A 22,342-nucleotide genomic window follows, 5' to 3' on the forward strand; every position below is an offset into this window, starting at 1 on the left:
CTTGCGCGGAGGGCCGCACCCGGCGGCGCCCGATGCTCCCATCCCGACCGAGCACAAAGGAGGCCCCCATGGGCTGGCTCGTTTCCGATCGCCCGCTCGTCCGCGAGACGCCGGCGCAGCACCTGACGCGCGACTACACGACCGACGACGAGCACGGCCGCACCGAGGTCCTGGCCGCCTCGCAGGTCGGCCGCGCGGTCTATATGGCGGTGCGCCGGACCGAGAGGGCCGGCCCCCGTGCCGGCCGGCCCTACACCTTCGCCGCCGTGATCCTGGTGTTCAACAACGCCCGGGACGGCTTCGGCCGCAAGGACATGGACGAGACCGCCGGCCCCTGCGAGGTGGACTGCCCGCCCCGCATCATGGCGCTGCTCTCGCCGGTCGCGGCGTTGCCGTCCTCCGGCTACGCGGCCGACTGGCGCGCCCGCGTGGAGGCCGCGCGGGGGGAGCGGCGCAAGGTGGCCGCCAGCAGGAAGCATCTGCTCCCGGGTCAGCGGGTGCAGATCACCGAGGCCCTGAGCTTCTGCAAGGGCACCGTGGTCGCCACCGAGTTTGAGGTGGTGCCGACGCCCCTCGGGCGGCGGGGCCCGATCTTCCGGCCGGTCGGGCACGCTTTCCTGTGCCGCCTGCCCCCGCGCCTCCTGACCGTGGCCATGACGGTCCCGGCCCCGGCGGCGACGTGATCCCCGGGGAGGATGCACCGGACCCCGTGCCGGGACCGGAGCCGCATCCCCTCGACAGTTGCGAGGACCGCTGCCGCCTGCGGCTGACGCTGCGCGACGGCCGCGTGATCGAAGGCCTGCACAATGCCGTCGCGGGGCGGCATTTCCTGCACCGCACCGGCCCCGGCCTGCCGCTGGTCGGCGCGGTCGAGGGACCGATCGAGGCCGGCGACATCCGCGCCATCGAGGTGGTGACGACGCGCGCCGCGCTCCTCGAGCAGGGGCGCGAGCTGCTGCAGGGACCCCGCGTGCCCGGCCGGGAGCCGGTCACGCGCGACGACTTCGAGCATCGCCTGCAGACCCTCGCGCGGGCCGTCGCCGCGGTGCCGGAGGCGGACTGGGAGTTGCAGATCCGTCTCAAGCGGCAATTCGAGGCCTGCGCCGAGCGGATCGCGCTCGGCCCGGGCAAGCAGGCCTGGATGCTGGCCGAGGCGCGATGGGCCAGGAAATCCAATGCGTCCCCCACCATGGCGGATCTGTGGATCGAGCCCGTGGCCAGCCGATCCTGCTTCGCGCGTCCGCGCCCGCAGGATTTCGACCCAGACCCGGCGATCCGCCGGCGCCGGGTGCCGCCTCCCCCCGAGGTGCGGGCCGACCCGTTCTCGGTCCCGAACATGCTGGCCGCGCTGCTCGGGCGGGATCTCAAGGCCCGGATCACCCGCTCGGGCGATCCACCTCACGCCGCCGCGCACATCCAGGTGGACATGCCCGTGAAGGGCCGGGCGCGCTTCGTGCTGATCGGGGAGCCCAGCCAGGGCACGACCGGCTGGCGGGCGGTCTGGGACGGCAACGACAGCAAGCCCGGCCTCCGGCGGCGGCGGCTGTCCGAGGCGACCGAGGCCTACCGCCGGATGCTCGCGGCCATGCGGGAAGGGTGCCGCTCCGTCCAGCCGGACCTGTTCGGCTGAACCATACCCTCCTGTGCTCAGGGGCGCCTGTCCTCATGAACCCATGAGCGAATGAGGAAAGGAGGGGAGACAGGGCAGGACGAGGAGATGGGCGCTGCCACCGCGCTCCGGGGCGCGGCAAGGGTGCGTCGGCTACCGCCTCCCGCCGCTGCGCGGCGCCCTTGCCCCGCCCCGGACCGGGCGGCCGGCTCGGAAGTGTCTTGAGAGACAGGATACGAGGAGAGCAGGGCATGGGGCAGCGATACAGAGTCTGGCTGGAAGGGCTGGACGAGCGCAGCCGGGCGGTGGTGCGCCTCGGCGGTGCCTGGTCCCAGCGCCACTGGGCCAACACCCGCTTCTTCGACGTTCCTGGCCAGGTGATGCGGGATCTGGTTGCGGGAGGCTACGCCGAGAGCCGCAAGCCATCACCGGGTTGCCCCACCGAGTACCGTGGACTGCCGCCGGCGGTGTTCGCGGCGCGGCCGATCAAGCGGACCAGCCCCGCCTTCGGCACCTGATCCGCTGACGGGCGCCTGAGCGCCCGGACCGCGAAGCCCCCACCACCCCCACCACGCAGAACGATGCCGCGCCAACCCGGTCGCCCCCTTGGGCCACCGGGCGCTCGCGCGTGCGCGCATGGAGCCGATCCCATGGCCAAGGCCGCCCCGTCCTCCCAGCTCAGCCTGTTCGACACCACCGCCCTGACCTTGCCCTTCTCGCTGTTCGGCGATGGAGGCGGCGGCCTGCTGCCTTCGGTGGGGGGCGAGGACGACGAGGAGGAGGGCGCGCCGGCGCCGCTCGCGCCCGCGATCCCCCGCGTGGTGGCCCGGGACTTCCGCCTCGCCGGCGAGCGCGGCCTCGCGGCCGGCTGGAAGGCCCGCGCGGCCGACAACCTCGCAGCCATCCGCCTGATGCAGCGGATCGAGGGTGAGACCCGGCCGGCCACGACCGAGGAGCAGGCGATCCTGGCGCGCTTCGTCGGCTACGGCGCCAGCGACCTGGCCAACGCCCTGTTCCGCCGCCCCGGTGAGGCCTGGCGCGACGGCTGGGCCGAGCAGGGTGACGGGCTGGAGCAGGCGGTGTCGGCCAGCGAGCACGCCTCTCTCAGCCGCTGCACGCAATATGCCCACTTCACCCCGGAATACATCGTGCGGGCGGTCTGGGCCGGCCTGCGCCGCATGGGCTTCCGGCGCGGTGCCATCCTGGAGCCGGGCTGCGGCACCGGCCAGTTCCTGGCCCTGCGGCCGGAGGCGATCGAGGACTGCTCGGCCGTCACCGGCATCGAGATGGACCCGGTGACCGCCCGCATCGCCGCGCTGCTCTACCCCAAGGCCTGGATCCGCAACGAGGATTTCTGCCGCGCGAAGCTGGTCGAGAATTACGACCTCGCCATCGGCAATCCGCCCTTCTCCGACCGCACCGTGCGCGCCGAAGACCCGGCTGGCCGGCTCGGCCTCAAGCTGCACGACTACTTCATCGCCCGCGCCGTGGAGCGCCTGCGGCCCGGCGGGCTGGCCGCCTTCGTCACCAGCCACGGCACGCTGGACAAGGTGGACCCGAAGGCGCGCGAGCACATCGCCGGCATGGCCGACCTGGTGGGCGCCATCCGCCTACCGGCGGGCTCCTTCGCGGCGGCGGCCGGCACCGACGTGGTGGTGGACATCCTCTTCCTGCAGCGCCGCGAGCGCGGCGCCGCCCCGAACGGGGTGGAGTGGGCGCATCTCGCCGAGGTGGTCCCGGCAACCGACGGCGAGGCCGCCATCCACGCCAATGCCTGCTTCGCGGCGCACCCGGAGATGGTGCTCGGCCGCCATGGCTGGACCAGCGGGCCGTTCGGCCTCGCCTATGACTGCGCCCGCGACGGCCGCGACCTCGACGCCGCCCTGGCCGAGGCCATCGCCCGGCTGCCCGAAGGCATCCACCAGCCCCCGGCGACGGCCACGGCGCCCGTGCGGACCGCGAAGCCAAGTCTGCTGGTCGGCACCGCCGCCGAGGGCGCCACGATCAAGGAAGGCTCCTACCTGCTCGGCCAGGGCGGGACGCTGCTGCAGGTGGTGGACGGCCGCGCCGAGGAGGTGGCGGTGAAGTCCGGCAAGGGCACGGTCGGCCTCTTTGCCAAGCACGCCCGCATCATCCGCGGCCTGATCCCGGTCCGCGACGCCGTGCGCGAGGTGATCCGCGCCCAGGAGGCGGACGAGCCGTTCGGCGCCGCCCAGGTGCGGCTGCGCGCCGCCTATGGCAGCTTCGTGCGCGCCTTCGGACCGATCAACCTCACCACCGTCTCGACCAGCACCGACGAGGCGACGGGGGAGGTGCGCGAGAGCGTGCGCCGGCCCAACCTGCAGCCCTTCCTCGATGATCCCGACAGCTGGCTGGTCTCCTCCATCGAGGAGTACGACCTGGAGACGGGCACCGCGAGCCGGGGCCCGATCTTCACCGACCGGGTGATCCACGCCCCGGCCGAGCCGGTCATCGTCTCGGCCGCCGACGCCCTGGCGGTGACGCTGGCCGAGCGCGGGACCGTGGATCTCGACCACATCGCCGAGCTGCTCGGGCGCGACCGGGCGACGGTGCTGGCCGAGCTGGGCGAGACCGTGTTCCTCGATCCGGGCCTGACCACCGAGGGCTTCGAAGCCTGGCAGACCGCCGACGAGTACCTGTCGGGTCACGTCCGCCGCAAGCTCGCCGCCGCCAGGGCCGCCGCCGTGCTGGACGGGCGCTACGCCCGCAACGTGGCGGCGCTGGAGCGGGTGCAGCCGGAGGACCTGCGGCCCTCCGACATCACTGCCCGGCTCGGCGCCCCGTGGATCCCGGCCAGCGACGTCGCCGCCTTCATTCAGGAGGTGATGGGGGTCCGGACCGTGGTGCGGCACACCGTGGAGGTGGCGCACTGGAGCATCGAGGTCCACCGCTTCGCGGGCGAGGCGTCCGCCACCTCGGAATGGGGCACGCACCGCCGCCATGCCGGCGAGCTGCTGGACGATGCCCTGAACGCCGCCATCCCGCAGATCTGGGACGTCTGGCGCGACGCGGACGGCGAGCACCGCCAGCTCAACGCCCAGGAGACTGAGGCGGCCAAGGACAAGCTGGCGAAGATCAAGGGGGCCTTCGAGCGCTGGGTCTGGACCGACGGCGACCGCGCCGAACGGCTGGTACGCGTCTACAACGATGCCTTCAACAGCCTGGTGCCGCGTCACTTCTCCGGCGAGCACCTGCAGCTGCCCGGGGCTTCCACGGCGATCCAGCTGCGCGCCCACCAGAAGCGCGTGGTCTGGCGCATCATCGCCTCCGGCCAGACCTACATCGCCCACGCCGTGGGCGCCGGCAAGACCTTCACCATCGCTGCCGCCATCATGGAGCAGAAGCGCCTCGGCCTGATCTCCAAAGCCATGCTGACCGTGCCCGGCCACTGCCTGGCCCAGGCCTCACGCGAGTTCCTGCAGCTCTACCCGGGTGCCCGCATCCTGGTGGCCGACGAGACCAACTTCAGCAAGGACAGGCGCGGCCGCTTCCTGGCCCGGGCGGCGACCGCCAACTGGGACTGCATCATCATCACCCATTCGGCGTTCAAGTTCATCGCCTCGCCGGCGGAGTTCGAGCGCGGCCTGGTGCAGGCACAGCTCGACGCCTACTCGGCCCTGTTGAGCCGGCTCGACGGTGAGGACCGCATCGCCCGCAAGCGCATCGAGCGCATGAAGGAGGGCATGCAGGAGAAGCTGGAAGGCCTGTCCAGCACCAAGGACGACATGCTGACCATCGCCGAGATGGGCGTGGACCAGCTGATCGCCGACGAGGCGCAGGAGTTCCGCAAGCTGTCCTTCGCCACCAACATGGGCGGCCTCAAGGGCATCGCCCCGGACGGCTCGCAGCGGGCCTGGGACCTGTTCGTGAAGTCGCGCTTCGTGGCGACCGTCAATCCTGGCCGGGCGCTGGTGCTGGCCTCGGGCACGCCCATCACCAACACCCTGGGCGAGATGTTCACCCTGCAGCGCTTCATGCAGCCGGAGATGCTGGAGGAGCGTGGCATCCAGGAGTTCGACGCCTGGGCGTCCAATTTCGGCGATACCCGCACCGAGCTGGAACTGCAGCCCTCCGGCCTCTACAAGCCGGTGACGCGCTTCTCCGAGTTCGTCAACGTGGCCGACCTGATCGCCATGTTCCGCTCCGTCGCGGACGTGGTGCTGAAGGACGACCTGCGGCAGTACCTGCGGCTGCCCGCGATCACGGGCGGCAAGCGCCAGATCGTCACCGCCCCCGCCAGCCCGGCCTTCAAGGCCTACCAACGCCACCTGGCCGAGCGCATCAAGGCGATCGAGGCGCGAAAGGGTAAGCCCGAGAAGGGCCAGGACATCCTGCTCTCCGTCATTACCGACGGCCGGCACGCCGCGATCGACCTGCGCTTCGTGGTGCCCGAGCAGGACAACGAGCCGCAGAACAAGCTCAACCTGCTGATCGGGAACGCCTTCCGCATCTGGCAGGAGACCCGGGACCGGCGCTACCGCAGGCCGGACGGCACGCCGCACCCGGTGCCGGGCGCCGCGCAGATGATCTTCTCGGACCTGGGCACCGAGGGGGCGCTCGCCACGCGGGGCTTCTCGGCCTATCGCTGGATCCGCGAGCGCCTGATCGCCCTCGGCGTGCCGGCCGAGCGCATTGCCTTCATGCAGGACTACAAGAAGGCGGAAGCCAAGCAGTCGCTGTTCAACGCCCTGAACAACGGCCAGATGGACTTCGTGCTGGGCTCCTCGGCCACCATGGGGACCGGCGTGAACGCCCAGCGCCGGCTCGCCGCTCTGCACCACCTCGACGTGCCCTGGCTACCGTCCGAGATCGAGCAGCGCGAGGGCCGCATCGAGCGGCAGGGCAACCAGAACGAGGAGATCGGTCTCTACGCCTACGCCACCCTGGGCTCCATGGATGCCCAGATGTGGCAGAACAACGAGCGCAAGGCGCGCTTCATCGCGGCGGCGCTGGGCGGGGACCGCTCGATCCGCCGGCTGGAGGACCTCGGCAGCCAGGCCAACCAGTTCGCCATGGCCAAGGCCATCGCCTCGGGCGACCCCCGGCTGATGCAGAAGGCCGGACTGGAGGCCGAGCTTGCCCGGCTGGAACGACAGCACGCCGCGCACTTCGACGATCAGCACGCCGTCCGGCGGCGCATCGCGGAGGCCCGCTCGGCCATCGGCCGGGCCACCCAGGCGATCGCCGACACCGAGGCCGACCTGGCGCGGCGGGTCTCCACCCGGGGTGAGGCCTTCCGCATGGAGGTGGAGGACAGGACCTTCGCGGAGCGCAAGCCGGCTGGCGCCGCGCTGCTGAAGGTCATCCGCACCGTGCAGTTCGAAGGCCGCAAGGGCGATTGGGACCTCGGGACCATCGGCGGCTTCCCGCTGAAGCTGGAGGCACGTCGCTACCAGCAGGGCGCCAAGCTGGAGCTGCACCTCCTGCTCACCCGCACCGGCGGGGAGCAGGAAATCCAGATCGAGGACGACCTCACCGCCATGGGCCTGGTGTCACGCCTGGAGTACGACCTCGGACGCTTCGAGGCAGAGCTGGCCGAGCACCGGCGCCGTCTGGCCGAGGCCCAGCGGCAGCTGCCAGCCTACGAGTCGCGGCTGGCGACAGGGTTCGAGTTCGCGGACGAGCTGGAGGCCAAGCGGGCCGAGATGAAGCGGCTGGAGGAGGACCTGGCCCGCAGCGGGCAGGAGGAAGCCGCGCTGGCAGCCTGAGCAGGGGAAAAATTAGAAGGGAGAGCAGAGCGGTCTGCACCCGGCCGCGCCCCGTCACCGCTGCGCTCCACGGCAGCCTGCGCAGCCCGGCCCCGCTCGGCCGCACCCCGCTGCGCGGGCCGCGTCCCGCGCCGGGGCAGGGCCGCTCGCCCGCCGTGGTGCCGGGGCCCGGCCGGGCGCCGTCGGGGAGGGGTCAGCCCAGGGATGGGGCGGACAGAACCCTAGCCGAGCGAGCCCGACGACCATGAAGCTGATCGAGACCGACCCCAAGAAGCTGCGCGACAACCCGGCCAATCCCCGCCGCACCACGACCGCGCCGGATGCCGATGCGGTGCTGCTGGCCAACATCCAGGCGGTCGGCATCCTGCAGCCGCCGACCGCGCGCGAGGTCGAGGGCAAGCTCGTGCTGATCGCCGGGCATCGCCGCCGCGACGCTGCCATCAAGGCCGGGCTCCGGAGCATCCACGTCCTGGTGCGCGAGGACGGCGACGAGGCCGGCGCCGACCAGGTGCGGGCGCTGGCCGAGAACATGGTCCGTGCGGGCATGAACCCGGTCGACCAGTGGCGCGCCATCGAGGCCCTGGTCAGCGAGGACTGGACCGAGGAGGCCATCGCCGGCGCCCTGAACCTCACCGTCCGGCGCGTCCGGATGCTGCGGCACATGAGCCACATCCTGCCCGCCATGCTGACGCAGATGGCCCGCGGCGACATGCCGAGCGAGCAGCAGCTGCGCACCATCGGCCTCGCCACGGCCGAGGAGCAGGCGTCGGTCTGGAAGTCGAACAAGCCCAGGCGGAACGAGCGCGCCAACTGGCACATGATCGCCCATGGCCTCGACAGGCGCCGGATCCCCTTCACCCTGGCGAAGTTCGGGCCCGCCGAGGCCGAGGCCTTCGGCATCGTCTGGCAGGACGACCTGTTCGCGCCCGGCGACACCGATCCCCGCTACACCACCCAGACCGATGCCTTCGTCCAGGCGCAACAGGCCTGGCTGGAGAACAACCTCCCCGAGGGCGGCGTGCTGCTCGGTCTCGACGAGTACGACCGGCCGGTGCTGCCGAAGGGCGCGCAGTCCCTCTACTACCGCCTGCCCGGCCCTGACGACACGGTGGGCTACTACGTCGACCGCCGCACCTTCGGGGTGGAGACCTCGCTCTTCCGGATGCCCGTGCGGGCCGAGCGCCGCGCCTCCGGCGATGCGACCGTCACCACGCTTCCGAAGACAACCCGCCCCGACCTCTCGCAGAAGGGCGAGGCCATGGTGGGCGACCTGCGGACCGAGGCACTGCACGCCGCCTTCGCGGAAGCGGAGATCCCCGACGACACGCTGATCGGCCTGCTCGTCCTGGCCCTGGCGGGACAGAACGTCAGCGTCCGCTCCGGCGCGAAGGGCGATGACCTGTATGCCGGGCATCGCTCGGAGCTGGCCGCCTCCATCACCGAGGGCGCCGTCATCACCAGCGACCCGGCCGCGCTGCGCGCCGCCGCCCGCGGCATGCTCCGCCAGGCGCTGTCCTGCCGGGTCGGCTACTCCTCCTCCGGCGCGGTCGCGCGCATCGCCGGCATCGCGGTCGACGCCGATGCCTGGCTACCGACCACGGCCACCGAGGAGTTCCTCGCCAACCTGAGCAAAGCGGCGATCGAGCGCACGGCGAGCGCCAACGGCATCGCACCGCGCAACACCGGCAAGGCCACCCGCGCGGCCATCGTGGCGGAGATGAAGGACCGCACCTTCCTGCACCCGCTGGTGCGCTTCGGGTTCACCGACGAGGAGCGCCGCAAGGCCGCGGCGGACCGGACGCGCGCCGCGGAGGTGGCCGCCTTCCGCAAGGGGGGCGGCCGTACCGAGGATGAGAGCATCGAGGGCGAGGAGATCACGGAGGAGGACGAGGACGCGGAGCCGTCGCAGCCGGACGAAGGTGAGGACGAGACGGAGACGGACGAGGTCGGCGCCCCGCCACCCCCAGGCCAGGGCAGCGCCCCCGTCGCGCACGTGCCCTGAGCCTCCTGGACCCGGCCATCCGGCCGGGTCCCTCCCCGCCAACGTTACCCACGAGGCAAGCCCCATGGCCTTCATCGACGTCGCCGCGCGCGGCTCGGCCAGCGAGCCGTTCCAGCTCGCCGGCAGGAACCCGATCCTGCACACACCAGGGGTCCAGGAGACCCATGATCGCCTGTTCGAGTACGCCGGCGGTCACCTCGGCTTCTACGGCTTCCTGCGGGTCGCCAACTTCCGCATCGCCAAACGGCTCATGATCGGTCTGATGGACCTGCCCGACCGGCTCTGGCGCGATGCCTATGAGGACGGTGCCCACCCCAGCGAGGAAGCCGACGAGGCGATCCAGGAGGCCGGCACCGAGATAGGCCTCGATGATCTCTGAGGTACAAAGATCGGGAAAGCGGGAAAGCGGGAAAGCAGGAAATCGGGAAACCGGTGCCGCGCCCGGTCGCCGGCCGCAAGGGTTCGTCGGCTGGCGCCTCCCTCGCTCCGCTCGCCCTTGCCCCCGCCGGGCCGGTCCCGGCCGGGTGCAGGGGTCAAGGAGACAACAGCATGCCCGACAGCCCGGACGCGATCGACACCCTCTGGAAGCGTTGCGGATCCATGAGCACCGACCTGGAAGAAGGGTTGTGGACGATGTTCCCGCGCGACTGGGAGAACCTGTCCCAGGAACTCGACGAAGCTCTGGGGGAAATGGAAATCCTGTCCCCGAACCGTCGCCAGCAGTTCGAGACCGCCTTCGGGCGCTGATCGACGGGCCGGCTGCGTAAGCGCCGGCCCATCGCCTTTGGGCTGCGAACGCCGCCCGCCGCCGGGCATGGCCAGCAGGCCGTCGTCCGGATTCCACGAAACACCGATTTCCCGAAAAACCGATTTCCGGATAGCCTGATAGGCGTCCGAGGAGGCCATCCCATGACCCCTCTCCTTTCCCCGGCCATGCAGCTTTGCCTGCGCTCGGCCGCCGAGGATCTGCGCCTGTCCCTCGACGGATGGGTCGAGGTGCCGGCGGTCGGGGACGACACCCGCCGCTTCGGGCATCGCGACAACGAGGCGCTCCTCGTCACCGTCCGCTGTGCCGGGAGCCAGTGGGAGTGGTCGGCGGGCAGCGCCCTGGCCCCCGGAGCGCAGCAGCCCTGGTGCCGCGTCCACGATCATGCGGTCGAGGTCTGCGGCAACGAGCGCACCGCGCTCCTCTCCGCCCTCCATCTGGCGGGGGACGACATGCAGGAGGCCGCCGGCTGCGCCACGGCGACCCTGCACGCCCGCCTGGAGACCATCACCCGCCACCGCGGCCTGGACCTGTTCGTGACGCCGGCCGAGCCGGGCGGCGGCGCCGCGCCCGATCCCGTCACGCCTCGCGCCATCGTCTGGGCGATCACCGCCCGCGACCGGCTGGGAGAGGAGACCGTCGCCGAGGTCCGGGCCGGCGGCGAGCACGAGGCGCGGATGGCCTACCTGCGGAGCGCACCAGAAGCGGAGGTCCTGCTGATCGAGCCGAGGCTGGCCGCCGTTCCCCCGGCCAGCCCCGAGATGCGGGCCGCCCTGCGGCGCTGGCTGGTGAGCGAGGCCCCCGGCACGGCGGCCCTGCTCAGCGTCTGACGCGCCCCCCCCCCCTTCCTCCTTCCCAGCACGACCGCACGGCAGGGCCCTGGCCCTGCCGTTCGTGTTTCCGGAGACCCGCGACCATGCTCGACACGAGCGGCCACGCCACCATCCTGCACGCCCACCTCTTCGCCGGCCTCGGCGGCGGGGCGCGGGGGTTCAACCGGGCCACCTCCCGGGTCGGCAACCTCACCGCGAGCTTCCGCTGCCTCGGCGGCATCGACGTGGACGCCGCCGCGATCCGCGACTTCGGCCGCCTCGCCGGCGTGCCCGGCACCTGCATGGACCTGTTCGACCGCGAGCAGTACCGCGACTTCCACGGCCAGGAGCCGCCCGCCGGCTGGCGCGAGGCCACCGTGGACGACGTGCGCGCGGCCTTCGGCCACGAGCGCCCGCATGTCCTGTTCACCTCGCCCCCCTGCAAGGGCTTCTCCGGCCTGCTCAGCGAGACCAAGAGCCGGACCCGGAAGTACCAGGCCCTGAACCGCCTGACGCTGCGCGGCATCTGGCTGGCGCTGGAGGCCTACCGGGACGATCCGGTGGAGCTGATCCTGCTGGAGAACGTGCCCCGCATCGCCTCGCGCGGCCGGCCGCTCCTGGACCAGATCACCGGCCTGCTGCGGGCCTACGGCTACGCCGTGGCCGAGACGACGCATGACTGCGGGGAGCTGGGCGGGCTGGCGCAGTCGCGCCGCCGCTTCCTGCTGGTCGCCCGCCACGCCGCCAAGGTGAAGCCCTTCCTCTACGAGCCGCCGAAGCGCTCGCTGCACGGCGTCGGCGACGTCCTCTCCCGCATGCCCCTGCCCGGCGACCCGGCGGCGGGGCCGATGCACCGGGTGCCGATGCTCCACTGGGCGACCTGGGTCCGGCTCGCCTTCGTCGAGGCCGGGTCCGACTGGCGCTCGCTGGGCCGGCTCGCGGTCGAGGACGGGCTGCTGCGCGACTATGCCCTTGCCCCCTGTGGCGAGTGGCGCGGCGGCGTGCTGGGCGTCAACCGCTGGGAGGAACCGGCCGGCACCGTGGCGGGCCGGTCCGGCCCCTCGAACGGCGCCTACAGCGTCGCCGATCCGCGCCGCGCCGACGGGGTGGCCGCCTTCGGCCAGTACGGCGTCAAGCGGTTCGACCAGCCCTCCCAGGTCGTGATCGGCAAGGCCGCGGTCGGCGCCGGTGGCTTTGCCGTGGCGGATCCGCGCCACACTGGCCCGGCGAAGCACTCCAACGAGTTCCGCATCGTGCCCTGGGACGGCGCCGGCCGGGCCGTGACGGGGGCCCACGGCACCGGGCAGTGCGTGGCCGATCCGCGGGGCGAGGTCCGCCGTTCCGGCGCCCTCGGTGTCGTGCCCTGGGACGCCACCGCCGGCACCGTGGCCGGCGAGAGCCTGCCCTCCAACGGCACCTTCGCGGTGGCCGACCCCCGGCCGCGTCTGGAGCGCGAGAAGGGCGACGACTACTACGGCGCCGGCCACTACGGCGTGGTGCCGTGGCAGGCTTCCACCGGCGCCGTCAGCGCGGCGGCGGGCTACGACAACGGCCGCTGGAGCGTCGCCGACCCTCGCCCGGCACTGCCGGAGGCCTCGGAGCGGGTGGTGGCCCGTATCCGTGCCCTGGACGGGACCTGGCACCGGCCCTTCACCACCGCCGAGCTGTGTGCCCTGCAATCCCTGATCGACCCGGAGGAGCAGGCCGAGCTGGACGGGCTGAGCGATGCCGACTGGCGCGAGCGCATCGGCAACGCAGTGCCGCCCGATGCCGCCCAGGCCATCGCCGAGACGATGGGCCGGACGCTGCTGCTCGCCTGGTCAGGAGAGGGCTTCATGCTCTCGGCCCTCCCGATCTGGGTGCGGCCGGTGGCCGTCGCGCTCTCGGTGCGCCAGCCGCAGGACCCGGCGTGAAGCAGAACCCGGCCGCCGGTCACTCATCCGCCGCGCCGCGAATGCGGCCGAGGTCGAGCACGCCCTTCGCGCCCCAGCCCTTGGCACCGGCCGCGACCTCCGGCCGGAAGTGTTCGTAGAGCCGGAAGCCCACCCGGTTCAGCTCTTCGGGCGCCAGCGAGCCGGCCAGCGTCTCCATCGCCGCCCTGACGGCGCCGAGGTCCTCGCCGAACGCCTGCTCGACGTAGCCGGCCGCGGCGGCGGGCGACGCCGGCTTGTCGTGATCGAGCGCGCGCAGCGCGCCGCTCTCCTCCACGACGGGCACGTCGCGGCCCAGCAGATGCACGGCCCGTGGCCGCTGCCTCCGCTTTCCTTCCTGCCGGCGCGCGGCGTCGCGCAGGTCACCGCCCTCGTGCCCGTCCTCGGCGATGCCGATGGCCTTGGCCTTGGCGCGCGCGCTGGAGCCGGCGACGGCCCGCCCCAGCGTGATCGCGGTCTCGCGGTCGTGGCCGAGGTGTTCGGCAACCACCGCCGCCCAGAGCGTCAGCACGGGCGCCCGGTTCACCTTGATCGCCTTTCCGCCTGCCGCCGCCATCGCGCTGCCTCCGCCCACCGTGGCCTTCCAACGGTCCAGGCGATGACGGGATGCGTGCGGCGGTCCATGTCACCCGGGTCAGCCGCCGGGCCGGCGCCTCGCGAGATCCGGGGCAGGACACTCCCATGAAGATCGAGCTTCGCAACGTCGCCTACAGCGCGGCCCTGAGCGAGGAGACCAGCAACTTTCACGCCGATATCTGGATCGACGGGAAGAAGGAGGGGTACGCACAGAACCATGGGACCGGCGGCGCCACGACCGTGCAGCCCGACGCCCTGCGGCTGCGCCTCGACGAGTACGGAAGAACGCTGCCGCCGGTGGATATCGGCACGCTGACGGGCGACGCGCCGCGCATGATCGTCCAGGATGCCGAGTGGATCGTCGATGCGCTCCTGGCCAACTGGGTCGTGCGTCGTGACCTCAAGCGCATGCTGCGCAACCGCGCCGTCTACACCCGCGTCGATGTGCCCGGCATCTACCAGACCAGGGTGCTGACGCCGGAACGGCTGGCGGAGGTCCTCGGCTCGGCCGCGGTGAAGGAGAGGTGGAAGGTAAAGGCCTGGCTCAACACCATGCCCGAGGATGAGGCCGTCGCCACCTATCGTGAGGCCACCGGCTGATGCCGGTCGGCGGCGGATGAAACAGGGGAATCGCTCACGACCTCCAGGCTCGCCCTGTCCTGGCGCCATCGCACCGACCAGGCGCCCCCAGGGCCACCGGCGGAGCGCAGCAACGTGAGCTGCCAGCAAGGCCGCATACCTTGGACCGGTGTCGCCGCTTCCACATGCCACCGGCTGCGAGCGGGCGACGACGTCGTCCGCGCCGTACCGGGCAGCAGCAGCAGGCCGACGCCACCGCCGGCCTCGGCCGCGAGCTGCAGGCGCCGTGACGCCACCATGTCCGGCGCTGCGCCCTGCACCACGAGCAGGGCTCCGGCGACGGCGGGACACCGCAACGCTTCCTCGAAGGCCCAGAGCCCTTCTCTCGGCCGTTCGGCACGCACGAGGACGAGGCTGGCGGGATCCAGCCCGAATGCCGCGAGACCTGGTGGCCAGGCATCGGGGGAAGGGCTGATCAACAGCACCGTGCCCGCGGCGCGCGCCAGGACCAGCGCGCAGAAGCCGGCCGCCGCGCCAGGATCGGCGGCTATCACCTCGTGCAGCGCGGCACGGGCGAGTCCTCCGCCGGGGAGATGAGCGTCGATCGTGCCGCACAGCGCGATCCCGGCCGCCTCCGGCGCGCCGTTCCGTTCCATGCGCGCGACGCGGGCGCGCAGGGCGGCGAGGACGGCAGCGCGGTCGATGGGCTGTTCGATGGTCGCAGCCGAAGCATCGGTCATCGGCGACGCTATGAATGATGATCCGAACAAATCAAGAACGATTCTCTGGCGCTACCCACCCGAACGTAAGGGAGGCGGGCAGAGGGCACGCCGCGGCCCGGCGCCCGCCGCAAGGGGAGGGCGGCTGGCGCCGCCCGCGCGCAGGCGCGCGCCCTTGCCCCGGTTACCGAGACGCGCCCGTCGCGATGGGGTCGGAAGGCGGTGGAGCGAAGGGCGGATGCCCGGGACCCGTCCTCTCCGGCGTCAACCCGCCTCTGGAGGAGCCCGCCATGTGCGATGCCCGCGATGCCTGCGACGCCCCGCCTCTCGCCGATCGTCTCTGCATGGAGGCGCGGACGAGCAGCGCGCCCCATGAGGACTGCGCCGCGATGGATCGCCTCTCGTGCCTGCTGGTCCAGTGCGACGACATGGGCCTGGCCGGGACGGCGTTCGACGAGGCCATCGGGTTGGCGAACGGCTCGGCCGAACGGACGAGCTGTTCGATGCGCTCTGCAAGTAACGCCATGCCGGTCGCATCCTTCCTGACCCCGCCGCTGCGCGCGGCGGGGTTCACGGCGACGGCGTTTCACGACGCCGCCGCCAAGGCCACCTTCGGCAACCAGCTGCTGGCCTTCATCGCGGAGGACTTTCCGCGACGGCGCTTCACGCAGTCGTTCTACCGCGTGCTCTGCCAGCACTTCGGCATGATCGCGCACTACGACGTCCATGGTTTCTGGGCGGAATACTTCACCACCACGGCCGACAAGCTGCGCTTCCTGGAGGCGCTCGTCGCGCACCCGTGCTGGGGCGATCCCGCCTTCACCTTCTCCGATCTGGAGCGCGCCGTGATCCGGCGGCTGCGCGATGCCGGGCTGGTCGCCCGCTTCCGCGCCGCCCTCCTGCGCGAGACGGAGGCCGCGGAACGCGCCCTGCTCAACCGCCTGCAGGCCCGCTACCAGCCGCAAACGCCGCCGGTCCGCGTGCCGTCGCTGCCGGCCGTCGCGGACTGGGCCAGCGACCAGCCGTCGCTGCTCTGACGATGCCCGCCTTCCTGCTCGGGCTGCCGCATCTCGCGGACGGCCCGCTCCTCGCTGCCCAGCCACAGCCGCCTACCGATCCTGTCGAAGCACGGCTGGCTGCCGCGGCCGAGGAACTGCGGGTGCTGCACGAGCAGGGAGAGATGGAGTGGGCGGATCTGTACCCTCTCGTCGCCCTGCAATGGGCATTCCTCGACGAGGGCCCGGATCCGGAGGCGGCGGCCGAGGCCGCCTGATGGGAGAGAGGAGAGACGAGAAGGGGAGATGAGAGCGGGAGGGACGGGGGAGGGGAGGAGCGTCCGGGAGACGGGAAAGCCGGAACTGTATCGTCAATCCGCCCGTGCCGGTCGTCTCTCCTCGGGTTGCCGCGGTCTGAGCCACGTCGCCGGCCGGGCCTACCCCCGCTTTCCCCGCAGCCGGGGAAAGCGCCTGCGGTTCGGCCTTCTCGGTCAGGCGCCGGGGCCGCGCCGCGCGCGGGGCCTGGCCCCGCTTCGTCGCAACCCCGGCCCCCTCCCTCGCACGCCTCAGGGGTAGGCCCGCCCGCCGCCGCGTCTCTGGTCGACCGCACCCGAGGAGAGACGACCGGCACGGGCCGGAAGCCTCCTGGGGGAGAGAGATGAAGAGGGTACGACGATGGCTGGTTCGCTCAACAAGGTCACGCTGATCGGTCGCCTGGGCGCTGACCCCGAGACGCGCAGCTTCAGCAACGGCGGCCAGGTGGTCAGCCTGAGCATCGCCACCAGCGAGACCTGGAAGGACCAGTCCGGCGAGCGCCGCGAGCGCACCGAGTGGCACCGCGTCTCGATCTTCACCGAGGGCCTCGGCGATGTCGTGGCGCAGTATGCCCGCAAGGGCGCGCTGGTCCACATCGAGGGCAAGCTCGAAACCCGCAAGTGGCAGGACCGCGAGGGCCACGACCGCACCAGCACCGAGATCGTGCTGCGCCCCTTCAACGGCACCTTCACCTTCCTGGCCGACGCCCCCGCCTCGGGCGGCCGGGAGGAACGTGCCCGGACGGGGCGCACCGCCACCCAGGCGAAGGCGCCCGCCGGCGACATGGACGACGACGTCCCGTTCTGACCGGCCCGACCGGGCGCCCTTCGGGGCGCCCGGCAGCCTTCACCCGATCCCTTTCCTTCCTTCGCCGGGCGGCCTCGCGGTCGGACCGGCGCGCGAGGATTCCCGGCCATGCCGACCGCCCTGACGCGCCCGCCCGCGCTCACCACCATCGTCTTCGAGGACGTCCACGAGGAAGGCTTCGTCGGCAGCTACGGCCGCTGCCACCTCCTCACCGCCTGCCACCCCTACCGCTTCGTCTCGCGCGAGGCGGCCGGCCGCTTCGCGGCCGTGCGGCAGGAACGCGGCCATTGCGACGGCTTCCGCCTCCACACCCCGGGCTTCGCGCCCCCGAGGCCGCTGCCGACCTTCGACGAGAGCGAGATCCCCTTCTGATGCTGCGCCAGTACCGCGCCCCGCGCCGCCTCGGCGGCGACAACCCCCTCGGCGTCGGCACCGTCGCCCTCGGCGCCGTCTTCTACCTCCAGGACGATGGCCACTGGCGCGACCGCACCCGCGGCGGCGCCATCTGTCGTGCTCCCTGGATCGTCGAGGCCTTCCTCAACGGCTTCTACCACGCCGCCCGGCGTGATCCCGCCACCGGCCACTGGCTCAGCATCGCCGTCGCCAACCGCACCGACCTGGCCCTTGCCCGCTCGCTGCGCGACGGCCGGCGCGCCACCGTCGCCATCCGCACGCTGCAGCTGCACGACGACGAGGGGCTCGGCTGGCCCTGCAACCCACGGCCCCGACTGCCCGCGATCCTGGCGCGGCCGGCCTGACGGTCGGCGCGCGGCTATCGGTCCTTTTCCCCTTAGGAGAACCCCATGCCGACCACGCCCCACCACGGGCGGCCCGATCCGCCCGCCATCACCAGCTGCCTCGCCTCCGCTCGGCGCTGGCAGGCCGAGGCCGCCGCCCTGCGCGAGCACGCCCAGGCGACGCGCCTCTCCCCCACCCAGCGCGCTTCCCTGCTGCGCGGCGCCGTGGCCGCCGACCGCCAGGCGGAGTTCTGGCTCGCGGGCTGCCGACAGGATGCGGCCTCCCCGGGCTCCTGATACGGCGACCTGTCAGGCCGCCGATCGCGAGGAAGACTCAAGGCAAGTCCAATCCCTTCGAGGTATCCCGACTATGCGACGCCGCCGATCCTGCCGTCCCGCCGACGGACCGGCTGCGCCCAGGACAGGTCATCCACCTCCGGCGCCGACCCGGGCCGCCACGTCTCGCCGTGCCGCGCCAGCCGCACCACCGTCGCCGCCGCCGAGGCCTGCACCGACAACTCGTAGGCCTCCAGCAGCAGACGCGCCGCCTCCCCGCTCTGCTCGTCCGCCCGGCGCCGCAGCACCTCCAGCCCGCTGTCGCCACGATGCTGCGACAGCTCCACCACGCGCGCCTGCGCCGCCTCCGAGGCCGCCCACGCCTCGTCCGACACCAGCCGCGCCGCCTCCGCGCGGCTGGCGTAGTCCGACAGCAGATCCCGCAGCGCCGCCTCCCGGCGCGCCCCGCGCTCCGGCGGCACGTTCGCCTCCACATGCGCCGCCACCGCCGCCTCGGCCCGCTCCCGCAGGCCAGTCCCCGGCGCCTCCAGTTGGAAGGCCTCCGCTACCTGCAGCACCACCCGCACGTCCGGCACCGCCTCGTGCGCCTCGGCCTCCTTCGCCGGCAGCACCCGCAGCAACGGGAACCGAACCACCTTCGCCGTCTCCGTCATCGCCGCCTCCTCCGCGGATCCAGAACATAACAGGAATCTAGGCTCGCCTTTTCCATGACGCAAGGTAAATTGTTGATATAACTAGATATTATGGAGATTTCCGCGTGGAAGACCGTCCCGCCTACGTTCCCCTCTCGAGCATCCCCGCCACCGAGCCGGACCCGTCACGGATCGGCGTCGTCCGCAACGAGCCGGGGCAGCCCTTCGAGCATGTGTGGACGGTCCCTGGACGCAAGAGCATGCAGCGTAGTTCGGCAGACGGGCGAGTGCGGTCATGTGTCCGGCCTGTTTGATGCGGCACGGTGACCGCTGGCCCAGATGGGTTCCGCCGATCAGGCCCCAAACACTACTCCGGCATGTAACTGCCTGGCTCAAAGGCGGGGTTTCCTGATCGTCGGTTCGACCGATTGCCATCTCTATGCTGGTGCTCTTTTGCCCTTCCGGCGACGACGAACGATCAGGCGGGTTGCATTCGCCGGTAGGCCGTCTCGTTCGTCATCATGGCCCACACGATGCGGGCCATCTTGTTGGCCAGGGCAACGGCGGCGAGCTTGCGCGGCCGGCGCTCCAGCAATTTCAGTAGCCACGGATTGGCCGTCTTACGCTCGGGCTTCGTGTGGCTGATTACGGCCGTCGCCCCGAGCACAAGCAACTGCCGAAGCCGGTCGTTTCCAGCTCGGCTGATACCGCTCAGCCTCGTGCGGCCACCCGTCGATCGCTCCCTGGGCGTGAGGCCAAGCCATGCAGCGAAGTGACGGCCGCTATTGAACTGACCGGGATCGATCTTGGTAACCAGGGTCAATGCCGTGATCGGGCCAACCCCTGGTACTCCTGACAGCCGCTGGCTTGCCGAATTAGCCTTGTGGCGAACAGCCAAGCGCCGATCGATGGCAGCGATATGGGCGTCCATTTCCTCGACGCACTTCCCGAACTGGAGCAGCATCGTTTTGCCGGCTTGTGGCAGGTCACTATCGGCGATCTTCTGCAGTAGCGGGACGACGTTGCAGATACCCTTCGCAGCGATGATCCCCAGCTCCGCAGCATGCCCGCGAATGGCGCTCACCAGCTGGGAGCGCTGCCGCACCAGCAGATCGCGAGCGCTCAGATCCATGGCCTCGGCCTGCATCTCGGCCGACTTTACCGGCACGAAGCGCATGTCCGGCCGCGAGGCCGCCTCGGAAATTGCTGCGGCGTCGTTCCGGTCGTTCTTGCCACGCTTGACTAATCACGAGGTCTCCATAATGCGGAGGAACGCGGCCTGATCGGCGGATTTTCGCCGTTTTCGGATGGGCTTGCTTTGCATTATTTGGTGCCGAACCTCTGCGGGTCAATTGACCAACAGAGGACCCGCCAATGCTCGATAACCATCACGAACTTATTTCCGCACTCAATTCCTCGCTTCTCAGTCAGGGATACAGCCCGGTCGTGGTGAGGAATTACTGCACCTACGCATCTGGATTTCTCGATTATCTGGTACTGCGGGGCGTCCCGGTCGCAGACGTGATCGACGTGCAGGTAGAGCAATACCTGCGGCACGCGATCGTAAAGTTCGAAAAGGAGCGTGGTCGACGTCCCAGCGCACGCTGGTACAAGGTTCCGCGCTCCGGGATTCATGCGTTGTTGCGACTTGCTCACGGTCAATGGCCGCCAGCAATCGAGCCTATCTGCGCGGCCGATGTGGCCCGATTTGCAGTTTGCGACGAATACGAAATCTGGCTGCGTGAGGAACGCGGGTTGGCTCGCTCCAGCGTCGCAGCGCTGATGTGGGAAGCCCGGAACTTTCTTGCCTGGCAGATCGATTGCGGAAGCGGCGGCTTGGCGGGTCTGAGCATCGTTGACATAGACCGTTACATGGATCTGCGCGCGCCGAAACTGACGCGCGGCTCGCTGAAGTCTGTCGCGGAGCGGCTTCGCTCGCTGCTGCGATATCTCCACATCATGGGTTGCGTCACAACGGACCTATCAGGGCATGTGATTGCATCGTAAACTTAACCGTTGCGAGGCGAGCTGGGATGCAGGGTATCTGCGGCAGGTTATAGTCGAGCGATTTTTGCCCATTGGTCCATTGCAGCGGCGTGCAATTCGCGATGATGGCCGGAGGAGATGTCGTGACGGGGAATATGAAAGAGGTTTGCAATCGGATCGTGGATAGAGACGAAGCGCTGCAAATGTCGGGTCGATTTGAACCGCTTCATGATCCGCTCTCGTCGTCGGATCGGTTGATGGGAATTTTCCGCCCGATTGTTCAGGCCTTTGTGGGAACGATGCTCCACACCCGGCATGATCTCTCGCCTTGCCGCGTCATAGGATCGAAGCTTGTCGGTGATCATTACCCGTGGCGCCCGGCCCTGGCCCCTCAACAGCTTGCGCATCAGGCGCGTTGCCGCCTTGGCGTTGCGGCGACTTTGCACCAGAACATCGAGAACGAAACCATCCTGATTGACGGCGCGCCACAGCCAATGCTTTTTGCCACGGATCGAAATGACGACCTCGTCGAGATACCATTTGTCGCCGAACCGGCCGGACACCCGTCCGCGGATGTCGTTGGCGAAGGCGCGACCGAACTTCTCCGCCCATAGTCGGACCGTCTGATGTGAAACGATGATGCCACGGGCCGCCAGCATGTCCTCGACCATTCGCAAGCTCAGTGGGAAGCGGAAATAGAGCCACACAGCGTGGGCAATGATTTCGGCTGGAAAGCGATGGCGTCGGTAGAGGGGATCACGGTCTGTCATGCCCCAGCATCGCCCAACAAGCTCCAAATTCCGTTAAGTTTACGATGCCGTCGAAGGAGCTTCTGGAGGCCAAGAGCGAGATCCGTTGACCGCGGTCGCAGTTGCGGAGAACCGAGGAGGAGCAGGATCTACCAAAATACGATCACCGGGCTTTGGTTCTCGACCGAGTGATGCTTGCACCTCGCCCGGCGGATGCTCTTGATGGTCTCTTAAACCGTTGTTGTTTGCGGTCCGGATTTCTGTCTCATCTCGTGATAGCTTGTCGGCGACGGGGTTTCATCTCGCCGGAGATACTCGCTCTACGCCCTCTTTTTCCTTAACATCGTGGCGGAAGATCCTCACGATCTGCCGGCCGATATCCTCCGGGCTCATGCCGCCCTGGCGGTACCAGCTGCTGACATTGTTGAGCAATGTCAGCAGCAGCAGACGGTAGACGCCGCGGTCGAGCGCCGGGTCGAGCGGCAACCCCGGGATCAGCTCACGGAATATCGCTTCGAAGGCATCGCGCTTCGCCACCAGCCGCTCGCGTATTTCCGGCGGCGCGGAAGCGAAATCATTCATCAACGGCATGGTCAGAGAGTGCGGATCGAGCTGGATTTCCAGCATCGTGACGCAAGCCGCCTCGAGACGCTCCCACGGATCTGTCTTGCCCGCCATGGCCGTCGCTATCCGGTCCCCGGCCACCTGCAGCGCCATGTCGTGGATGCGAACGAACAAGGCTTCCTTGGACTTGATGTAGTGATAGAGCGAACCGCCCAGCAGGCCGACCTTCTCGCCGATATCGCGCACGGAGGTCGCCGCATAGCCCCTTTCGGCGAACAAGCCGGCGGCGGCCTCGAGGATTTCACAATGCCGCTCGCTCAACTCGCCGCCGACCATTGCGGCGGCAAGACTGTCACGCAGGGTAGAGACTCCACCTCCCGCGTCCTTCATTCTGGTTCTCGCTTCCCGTTTCACTTGTAGGCCGGCCGCGCGAAGCGCCGACCGACATCGTTTCACAAGCCTTACCTCACCGGCATCATGCCGGTAAAGATTCAGCTTGCCAATTGCAACAATCGTTTGATACAGGATTGACAGCGT

Annotated in this window: 23 protein-coding genes; 17 read left to right on the forward strand and 6 right to left on the reverse strand. The window is 70.4% G+C overall.

From position 1 onward, the window contains the following. Positions 1 to 68: 68 nt before the first annotated feature. The 9 genes from CTJ15_RS02195 (at position 69) to CTJ15_RS02235 (ending at position 12,831) form a co-directional block, all read left to right on the forward strand. Positions 69 to 683: a hypothetical protein gene (locus tag CTJ15_RS02195; RefSeq protein WP_099780978.1), complete on the forward strand. Its 615-nt coding sequence runs from the start codon at positions 69 to 71 to the stop codon at positions 681 to 683. A 26-nt stretch (positions 684 to 709) separates the two neighbouring features. Continuing rightward, entirely contained in the window at positions 710 to 1,630 is a 921-nt protein-coding gene (locus CTJ15_RS02200; RefSeq protein WP_099780979.1) for a hypothetical protein, read from the forward strand. 230 nt (positions 1,631 to 1,860) lie between these two features. Beyond that, positions 1,861 to 2,127, forward strand: a complete 267-nt coding sequence (locus tag CTJ15_RS02205; RefSeq protein WP_099780980.1) for a hypothetical protein — start codon at positions 1,861 to 1,863, stop codon at positions 2,125 to 2,127. Positions 2,128 to 2,259: 132 nt separating this feature from the next. Beyond that, complete coding sequence (locus CTJ15_RS02210; RefSeq protein WP_099780981.1) at positions 2,260 to 7,338, forward strand: DEAD/DEAH box helicase family protein; 5,079 nt, start codon at positions 2,260 to 2,262, stop codon at positions 7,336 to 7,338. Positions 7,339 to 7,582: 244 nt separating this feature from the next. After that, entirely contained in the window at positions 7,583 to 9,340 is a 1,758-nt protein-coding gene (locus tag CTJ15_RS02215; protein ID WP_099780982.1) for a ParB N-terminal domain-containing protein, read from the forward strand. Between the two features lie 64 nt (positions 9,341 to 9,404). Continuing rightward, positions 9,405 to 9,719, forward strand: a complete 315-nt coding sequence (locus CTJ15_RS02220) for a hypothetical protein (RefSeq protein ID WP_099780983.1) — start codon at positions 9,405 to 9,407, stop codon at positions 9,717 to 9,719. A 170-nt stretch (positions 9,720 to 9,889) separates the two neighbouring features. Continuing rightward, on the forward strand, positions 9,890 to 10,087 hold the full coding sequence (locus tag CTJ15_RS02225) for a hypothetical protein (RefSeq protein ID WP_099780984.1): 198 nt from the start codon (positions 9,890 to 9,892) through the stop codon (positions 10,085 to 10,087). Positions 10,088 to 10,249: 162 nt separating this feature from the next. Beyond that, positions 10,250 to 10,936: a hypothetical protein gene (locus tag CTJ15_RS02230; RefSeq protein WP_099780985.1), complete on the forward strand. Its 687-nt coding sequence runs from the start codon at positions 10,250 to 10,252 to the stop codon at positions 10,934 to 10,936. An 86-nt stretch (positions 10,937 to 11,022) separates the two neighbouring features. After that, entirely contained in the window at positions 11,023 to 12,831 is a 1,809-nt protein-coding gene (locus CTJ15_RS02235) for a DNA cytosine methyltransferase (RefSeq protein ID WP_099780986.1), read from the forward strand. Between the two features lie 19 nt (positions 12,832 to 12,850). Here CTJ15_RS02235 and CTJ15_RS02240 read toward each other — a convergent pair whose 3' ends face one another. After that, on the reverse strand, positions 12,851 to 13,423 hold the full coding sequence (locus CTJ15_RS02240) for a hypothetical protein (protein WP_226945910.1): 573 nt from the start codon (positions 13,421 to 13,423) through the stop codon (positions 12,851 to 12,853). 107 nt (positions 13,424 to 13,530) lie between these two features. Between CTJ15_RS02240 and CTJ15_RS02245 the strand changes: the two genes are divergently transcribed. Further along, positions 13,531 to 14,025: a hypothetical protein gene (locus CTJ15_RS02245; RefSeq protein ID WP_099780988.1), complete on the forward strand. Its 495-nt coding sequence runs from the start codon at positions 13,531 to 13,533 to the stop codon at positions 14,023 to 14,025. Here the strand turns inward: CTJ15_RS02245 and CTJ15_RS02250 are convergent. Continuing rightward, positions 14,004 to 14,744 carry an ImuA family protein gene (locus tag CTJ15_RS02250; RefSeq protein ID WP_099780989.1) on the reverse strand — a complete coding sequence of 247 codons (741 nt, stop codon included), beginning with the start codon at positions 14,742 to 14,744 and terminating at the stop codon, positions 14,004 to 14,006. The two genes, CTJ15_RS02245 and CTJ15_RS02250, sit on opposite strands and share 22 nt — an antisense overlap. 269 nt (positions 14,745 to 15,013) lie before the next feature. Here CTJ15_RS02250 and CTJ15_RS02255 point away from each other — a divergent pair, with 269 nt between their 5' ends. The 6 genes from CTJ15_RS02255 (at position 15,014) to CTJ15_RS02280 (ending at position 17,874) form a co-directional block, all read left to right on the forward strand. Continuing rightward, positions 15,014 to 15,760, forward strand: a complete 747-nt coding sequence (locus CTJ15_RS02255) for a hypothetical protein (protein ID WP_099780990.1) — start codon at positions 15,014 to 15,016, stop codon at positions 15,758 to 15,760. A gap of 2 nt (positions 15,761 to 15,762) precedes the next feature. Beyond that, entirely contained in the window at positions 15,763 to 15,996 is a 234-nt protein-coding gene (locus CTJ15_RS02260) for a hypothetical protein (RefSeq protein WP_099780991.1), read from the forward strand. Between the two features lie 397 nt (positions 15,997 to 16,393). Next, positions 16,394 to 16,840, forward strand: a complete 447-nt coding sequence (ssb, locus tag CTJ15_RS02265) for a single-stranded DNA-binding protein (protein WP_099780992.1) — start codon at positions 16,394 to 16,396, stop codon at positions 16,838 to 16,840. A gap of 108 nt (positions 16,841 to 16,948) precedes the next feature. Continuing rightward, positions 16,949 to 17,212 (forward strand): hypothetical protein, encoded by a 264-nt coding sequence (locus CTJ15_RS02270; protein WP_099780993.1) that lies wholly within the window; start codon positions 16,949 to 16,951, stop codon positions 17,210 to 17,212. After that, on the forward strand, positions 17,212 to 17,598 hold the full coding sequence (locus CTJ15_RS02275; protein ID WP_099780994.1) for a hypothetical protein: 387 nt from the start codon (positions 17,212 to 17,214) through the stop codon (positions 17,596 to 17,598). The genes CTJ15_RS02270 and CTJ15_RS02275 overlap by 1 nt, the downstream gene beginning before the upstream one ends. Before the next feature lie 45 nt (positions 17,599 to 17,643). Beyond that, positions 17,644 to 17,874, forward strand: coding sequence for a hypothetical protein (locus CTJ15_RS02280; protein WP_099780995.1), 231 nt, complete (start codon positions 17,644 to 17,646; stop codon positions 17,872 to 17,874). A gap of 71 nt (positions 17,875 to 17,945) precedes the next feature. Here the strand turns inward: CTJ15_RS02280 and CTJ15_RS02285 are convergent, their stop codons facing one another. Both CTJ15_RS02285 and CTJ15_RS02290 read right to left on the reverse strand, forming a co-directional pair. Next, positions 17,946 to 18,527, reverse strand: coding sequence for a hypothetical protein (locus CTJ15_RS02285; RefSeq protein WP_193009563.1), 582 nt, complete (start codon positions 18,525 to 18,527; stop codon positions 17,946 to 17,948). A gap of 457 nt (positions 18,528 to 18,984) precedes the next feature. Further along, on the reverse strand, positions 18,985 to 19,683 hold the full coding sequence (locus CTJ15_RS02290) for an IS110 family transposase (RefSeq protein ID WP_099780996.1): 699 nt from the start codon (positions 19,681 to 19,683) through the stop codon (positions 18,985 to 18,987). A 197-nt stretch (positions 19,684 to 19,880) separates the two neighbouring features. Here CTJ15_RS02290 and CTJ15_RS02295 point away from each other — a divergent pair, with 197 nt between their 5' ends. Next, on the forward strand, positions 19,881 to 20,513 hold the full coding sequence (locus CTJ15_RS02295; RefSeq protein WP_025292306.1) for a hypothetical protein: 633 nt from the start codon (positions 19,881 to 19,883) through the stop codon (positions 20,511 to 20,513). Between the two features lie 47 nt (positions 20,514 to 20,560). Here the strand turns inward: CTJ15_RS02295 and CTJ15_RS02300 are convergent, their stop codons facing one another. Together CTJ15_RS02300 and CTJ15_RS02305 are read right to left on the reverse strand one after the other, a co-directional pair. Next, a complete protein-coding gene (locus CTJ15_RS02300; protein WP_025292307.1) occupies positions 20,561 to 21,262 on the reverse strand; it encodes an IS6 family transposase in 702 nt (233 codons plus the stop codon). A 276-nt stretch (positions 21,263 to 21,538) separates the two neighbouring features. Continuing rightward, positions 21,539 to 22,195: a TetR/AcrR family transcriptional regulator gene (locus CTJ15_RS02305; RefSeq protein WP_239371455.1), complete on the reverse strand. Its 657-nt coding sequence runs from the start codon at positions 22,193 to 22,195 to the stop codon at positions 21,539 to 21,541. Between the last annotated feature and the right edge of the window lie 147 nt (positions 22,196 to 22,342).

This window comes from Roseomonas sp. FDAARGOS_362, from assembly GCF_002754815.1.
Lineage (GTDB): Bacteria > Pseudomonadota > Alphaproteobacteria > Acetobacterales > Acetobacteraceae > Roseomonas > Roseomonas mucosa.

Excerpts from the sequence above, each read along its gene's own strand:
- CTJ15_RS02210 (WP_099780981.1), top strand. The coding sequence starts at position 2,260 with ATGGCCAAGGCCGCCCCGTCCTCCCAGCTCAGCCTGTTCGACACCACC.
- CTJ15_RS02290 (WP_099780996.1), bottom strand. The coding sequence starts at position 19,683 with ATGCGCTTCGTGCCGGTAAAGTCGGCCGAGATGCAGGCCGAGGCCATG.
- CTJ15_RS02275 (WP_099780994.1), top strand. The coding sequence starts at position 17,212 with ATGCTGCGCCAGTACCGCGCCCCGCGCCGCCTCGGCGGCGACAACCCC.
- CTJ15_RS02300 (WP_025292307.1), bottom strand. The coding sequence starts at position 21,262 with ATGACAGACCGTGATCCCCTCTACCGACGCCATCGCTTTCCAGCCGAA.
- CTJ15_RS02215 (WP_099780982.1), top strand. The coding sequence starts at position 7,583 with ATGAAGCTGATCGAGACCGACCCCAAGAAGCTGCGCGACAACCCGGCC.
- CTJ15_RS02285 (WP_193009563.1), bottom strand. The coding sequence starts at position 18,527 with ATGACGGAGACGGCGAAGGTGGTTCGGTTCCCGTTGCTGCGGGTGCTG.
- CTJ15_RS02195 (WP_099780978.1), top strand. The coding sequence starts at position 69 with ATGGGCTGGCTCGTTTCCGATCGCCCGCTCGTCCGCGAGACGCCGGCG.
- CTJ15_RS02205 (WP_099780980.1), top strand. The coding sequence starts at position 1,861 with ATGGGGCAGCGATACAGAGTCTGGCTGGAAGGGCTGGACGAGCGCAGC.
- CTJ15_RS02235 (WP_099780986.1), top strand. The coding sequence starts at position 11,023 with ATGCTCGACACGAGCGGCCACGCCACCATCCTGCACGCCCACCTCTTC.
- CTJ15_RS02270 (WP_099780993.1), top strand. The coding sequence starts at position 16,949 with ATGCCGACCGCCCTGACGCGCCCGCCCGCGCTCACCACCATCGTCTTC.
- CTJ15_RS02230 (WP_099780985.1), top strand. The coding sequence starts at position 10,250 with ATGACCCCTCTCCTTTCCCCGGCCATGCAGCTTTGCCTGCGCTCGGCC.
- CTJ15_RS02225 (WP_099780984.1), top strand. The coding sequence starts at position 9,890 with ATGCCCGACAGCCCGGACGCGATCGACACCCTCTGGAAGCGTTGCGGA.
- CTJ15_RS02305 (WP_239371455.1), bottom strand. The coding sequence starts at position 22,195 with ATGAAGGACGCGGGAGGTGGAGTCTCTACCCTGCGTGACAGTCTTGCC.
- CTJ15_RS02245 (WP_099780988.1), top strand. The coding sequence starts at position 13,531 with ATGAAGATCGAGCTTCGCAACGTCGCCTACAGCGCGGCCCTGAGCGAG.
- CTJ15_RS02250 (WP_099780989.1), bottom strand. The coding sequence starts at position 14,744 with ATGACCGATGCTTCGGCTGCGACCATCGAACAGCCCATCGACCGCGCT.
- CTJ15_RS02260 (WP_099780991.1), top strand. The coding sequence starts at position 15,763 with ATGCCCGCCTTCCTGCTCGGGCTGCCGCATCTCGCGGACGGCCCGCTC.
- CTJ15_RS02295 (WP_025292306.1), top strand. The coding sequence starts at position 19,881 with ATGCTCGATAACCATCACGAACTTATTTCCGCACTCAATTCCTCGCTT.
- CTJ15_RS02280 (WP_099780995.1), top strand. The coding sequence starts at position 17,644 with ATGCCGACCACGCCCCACCACGGGCGGCCCGATCCGCCCGCCATCACC.
- CTJ15_RS02255 (WP_099780990.1), top strand. The coding sequence starts at position 15,014 with ATGTGCGATGCCCGCGATGCCTGCGACGCCCCGCCTCTCGCCGATCGT.
- CTJ15_RS02220 (WP_099780983.1), top strand. The coding sequence starts at position 9,405 with ATGGCCTTCATCGACGTCGCCGCGCGCGGCTCGGCCAGCGAGCCGTTC.
- ssb (WP_099780992.1), top strand. The coding sequence starts at position 16,394 with ATGGCTGGTTCGCTCAACAAGGTCACGCTGATCGGTCGCCTGGGCGCT.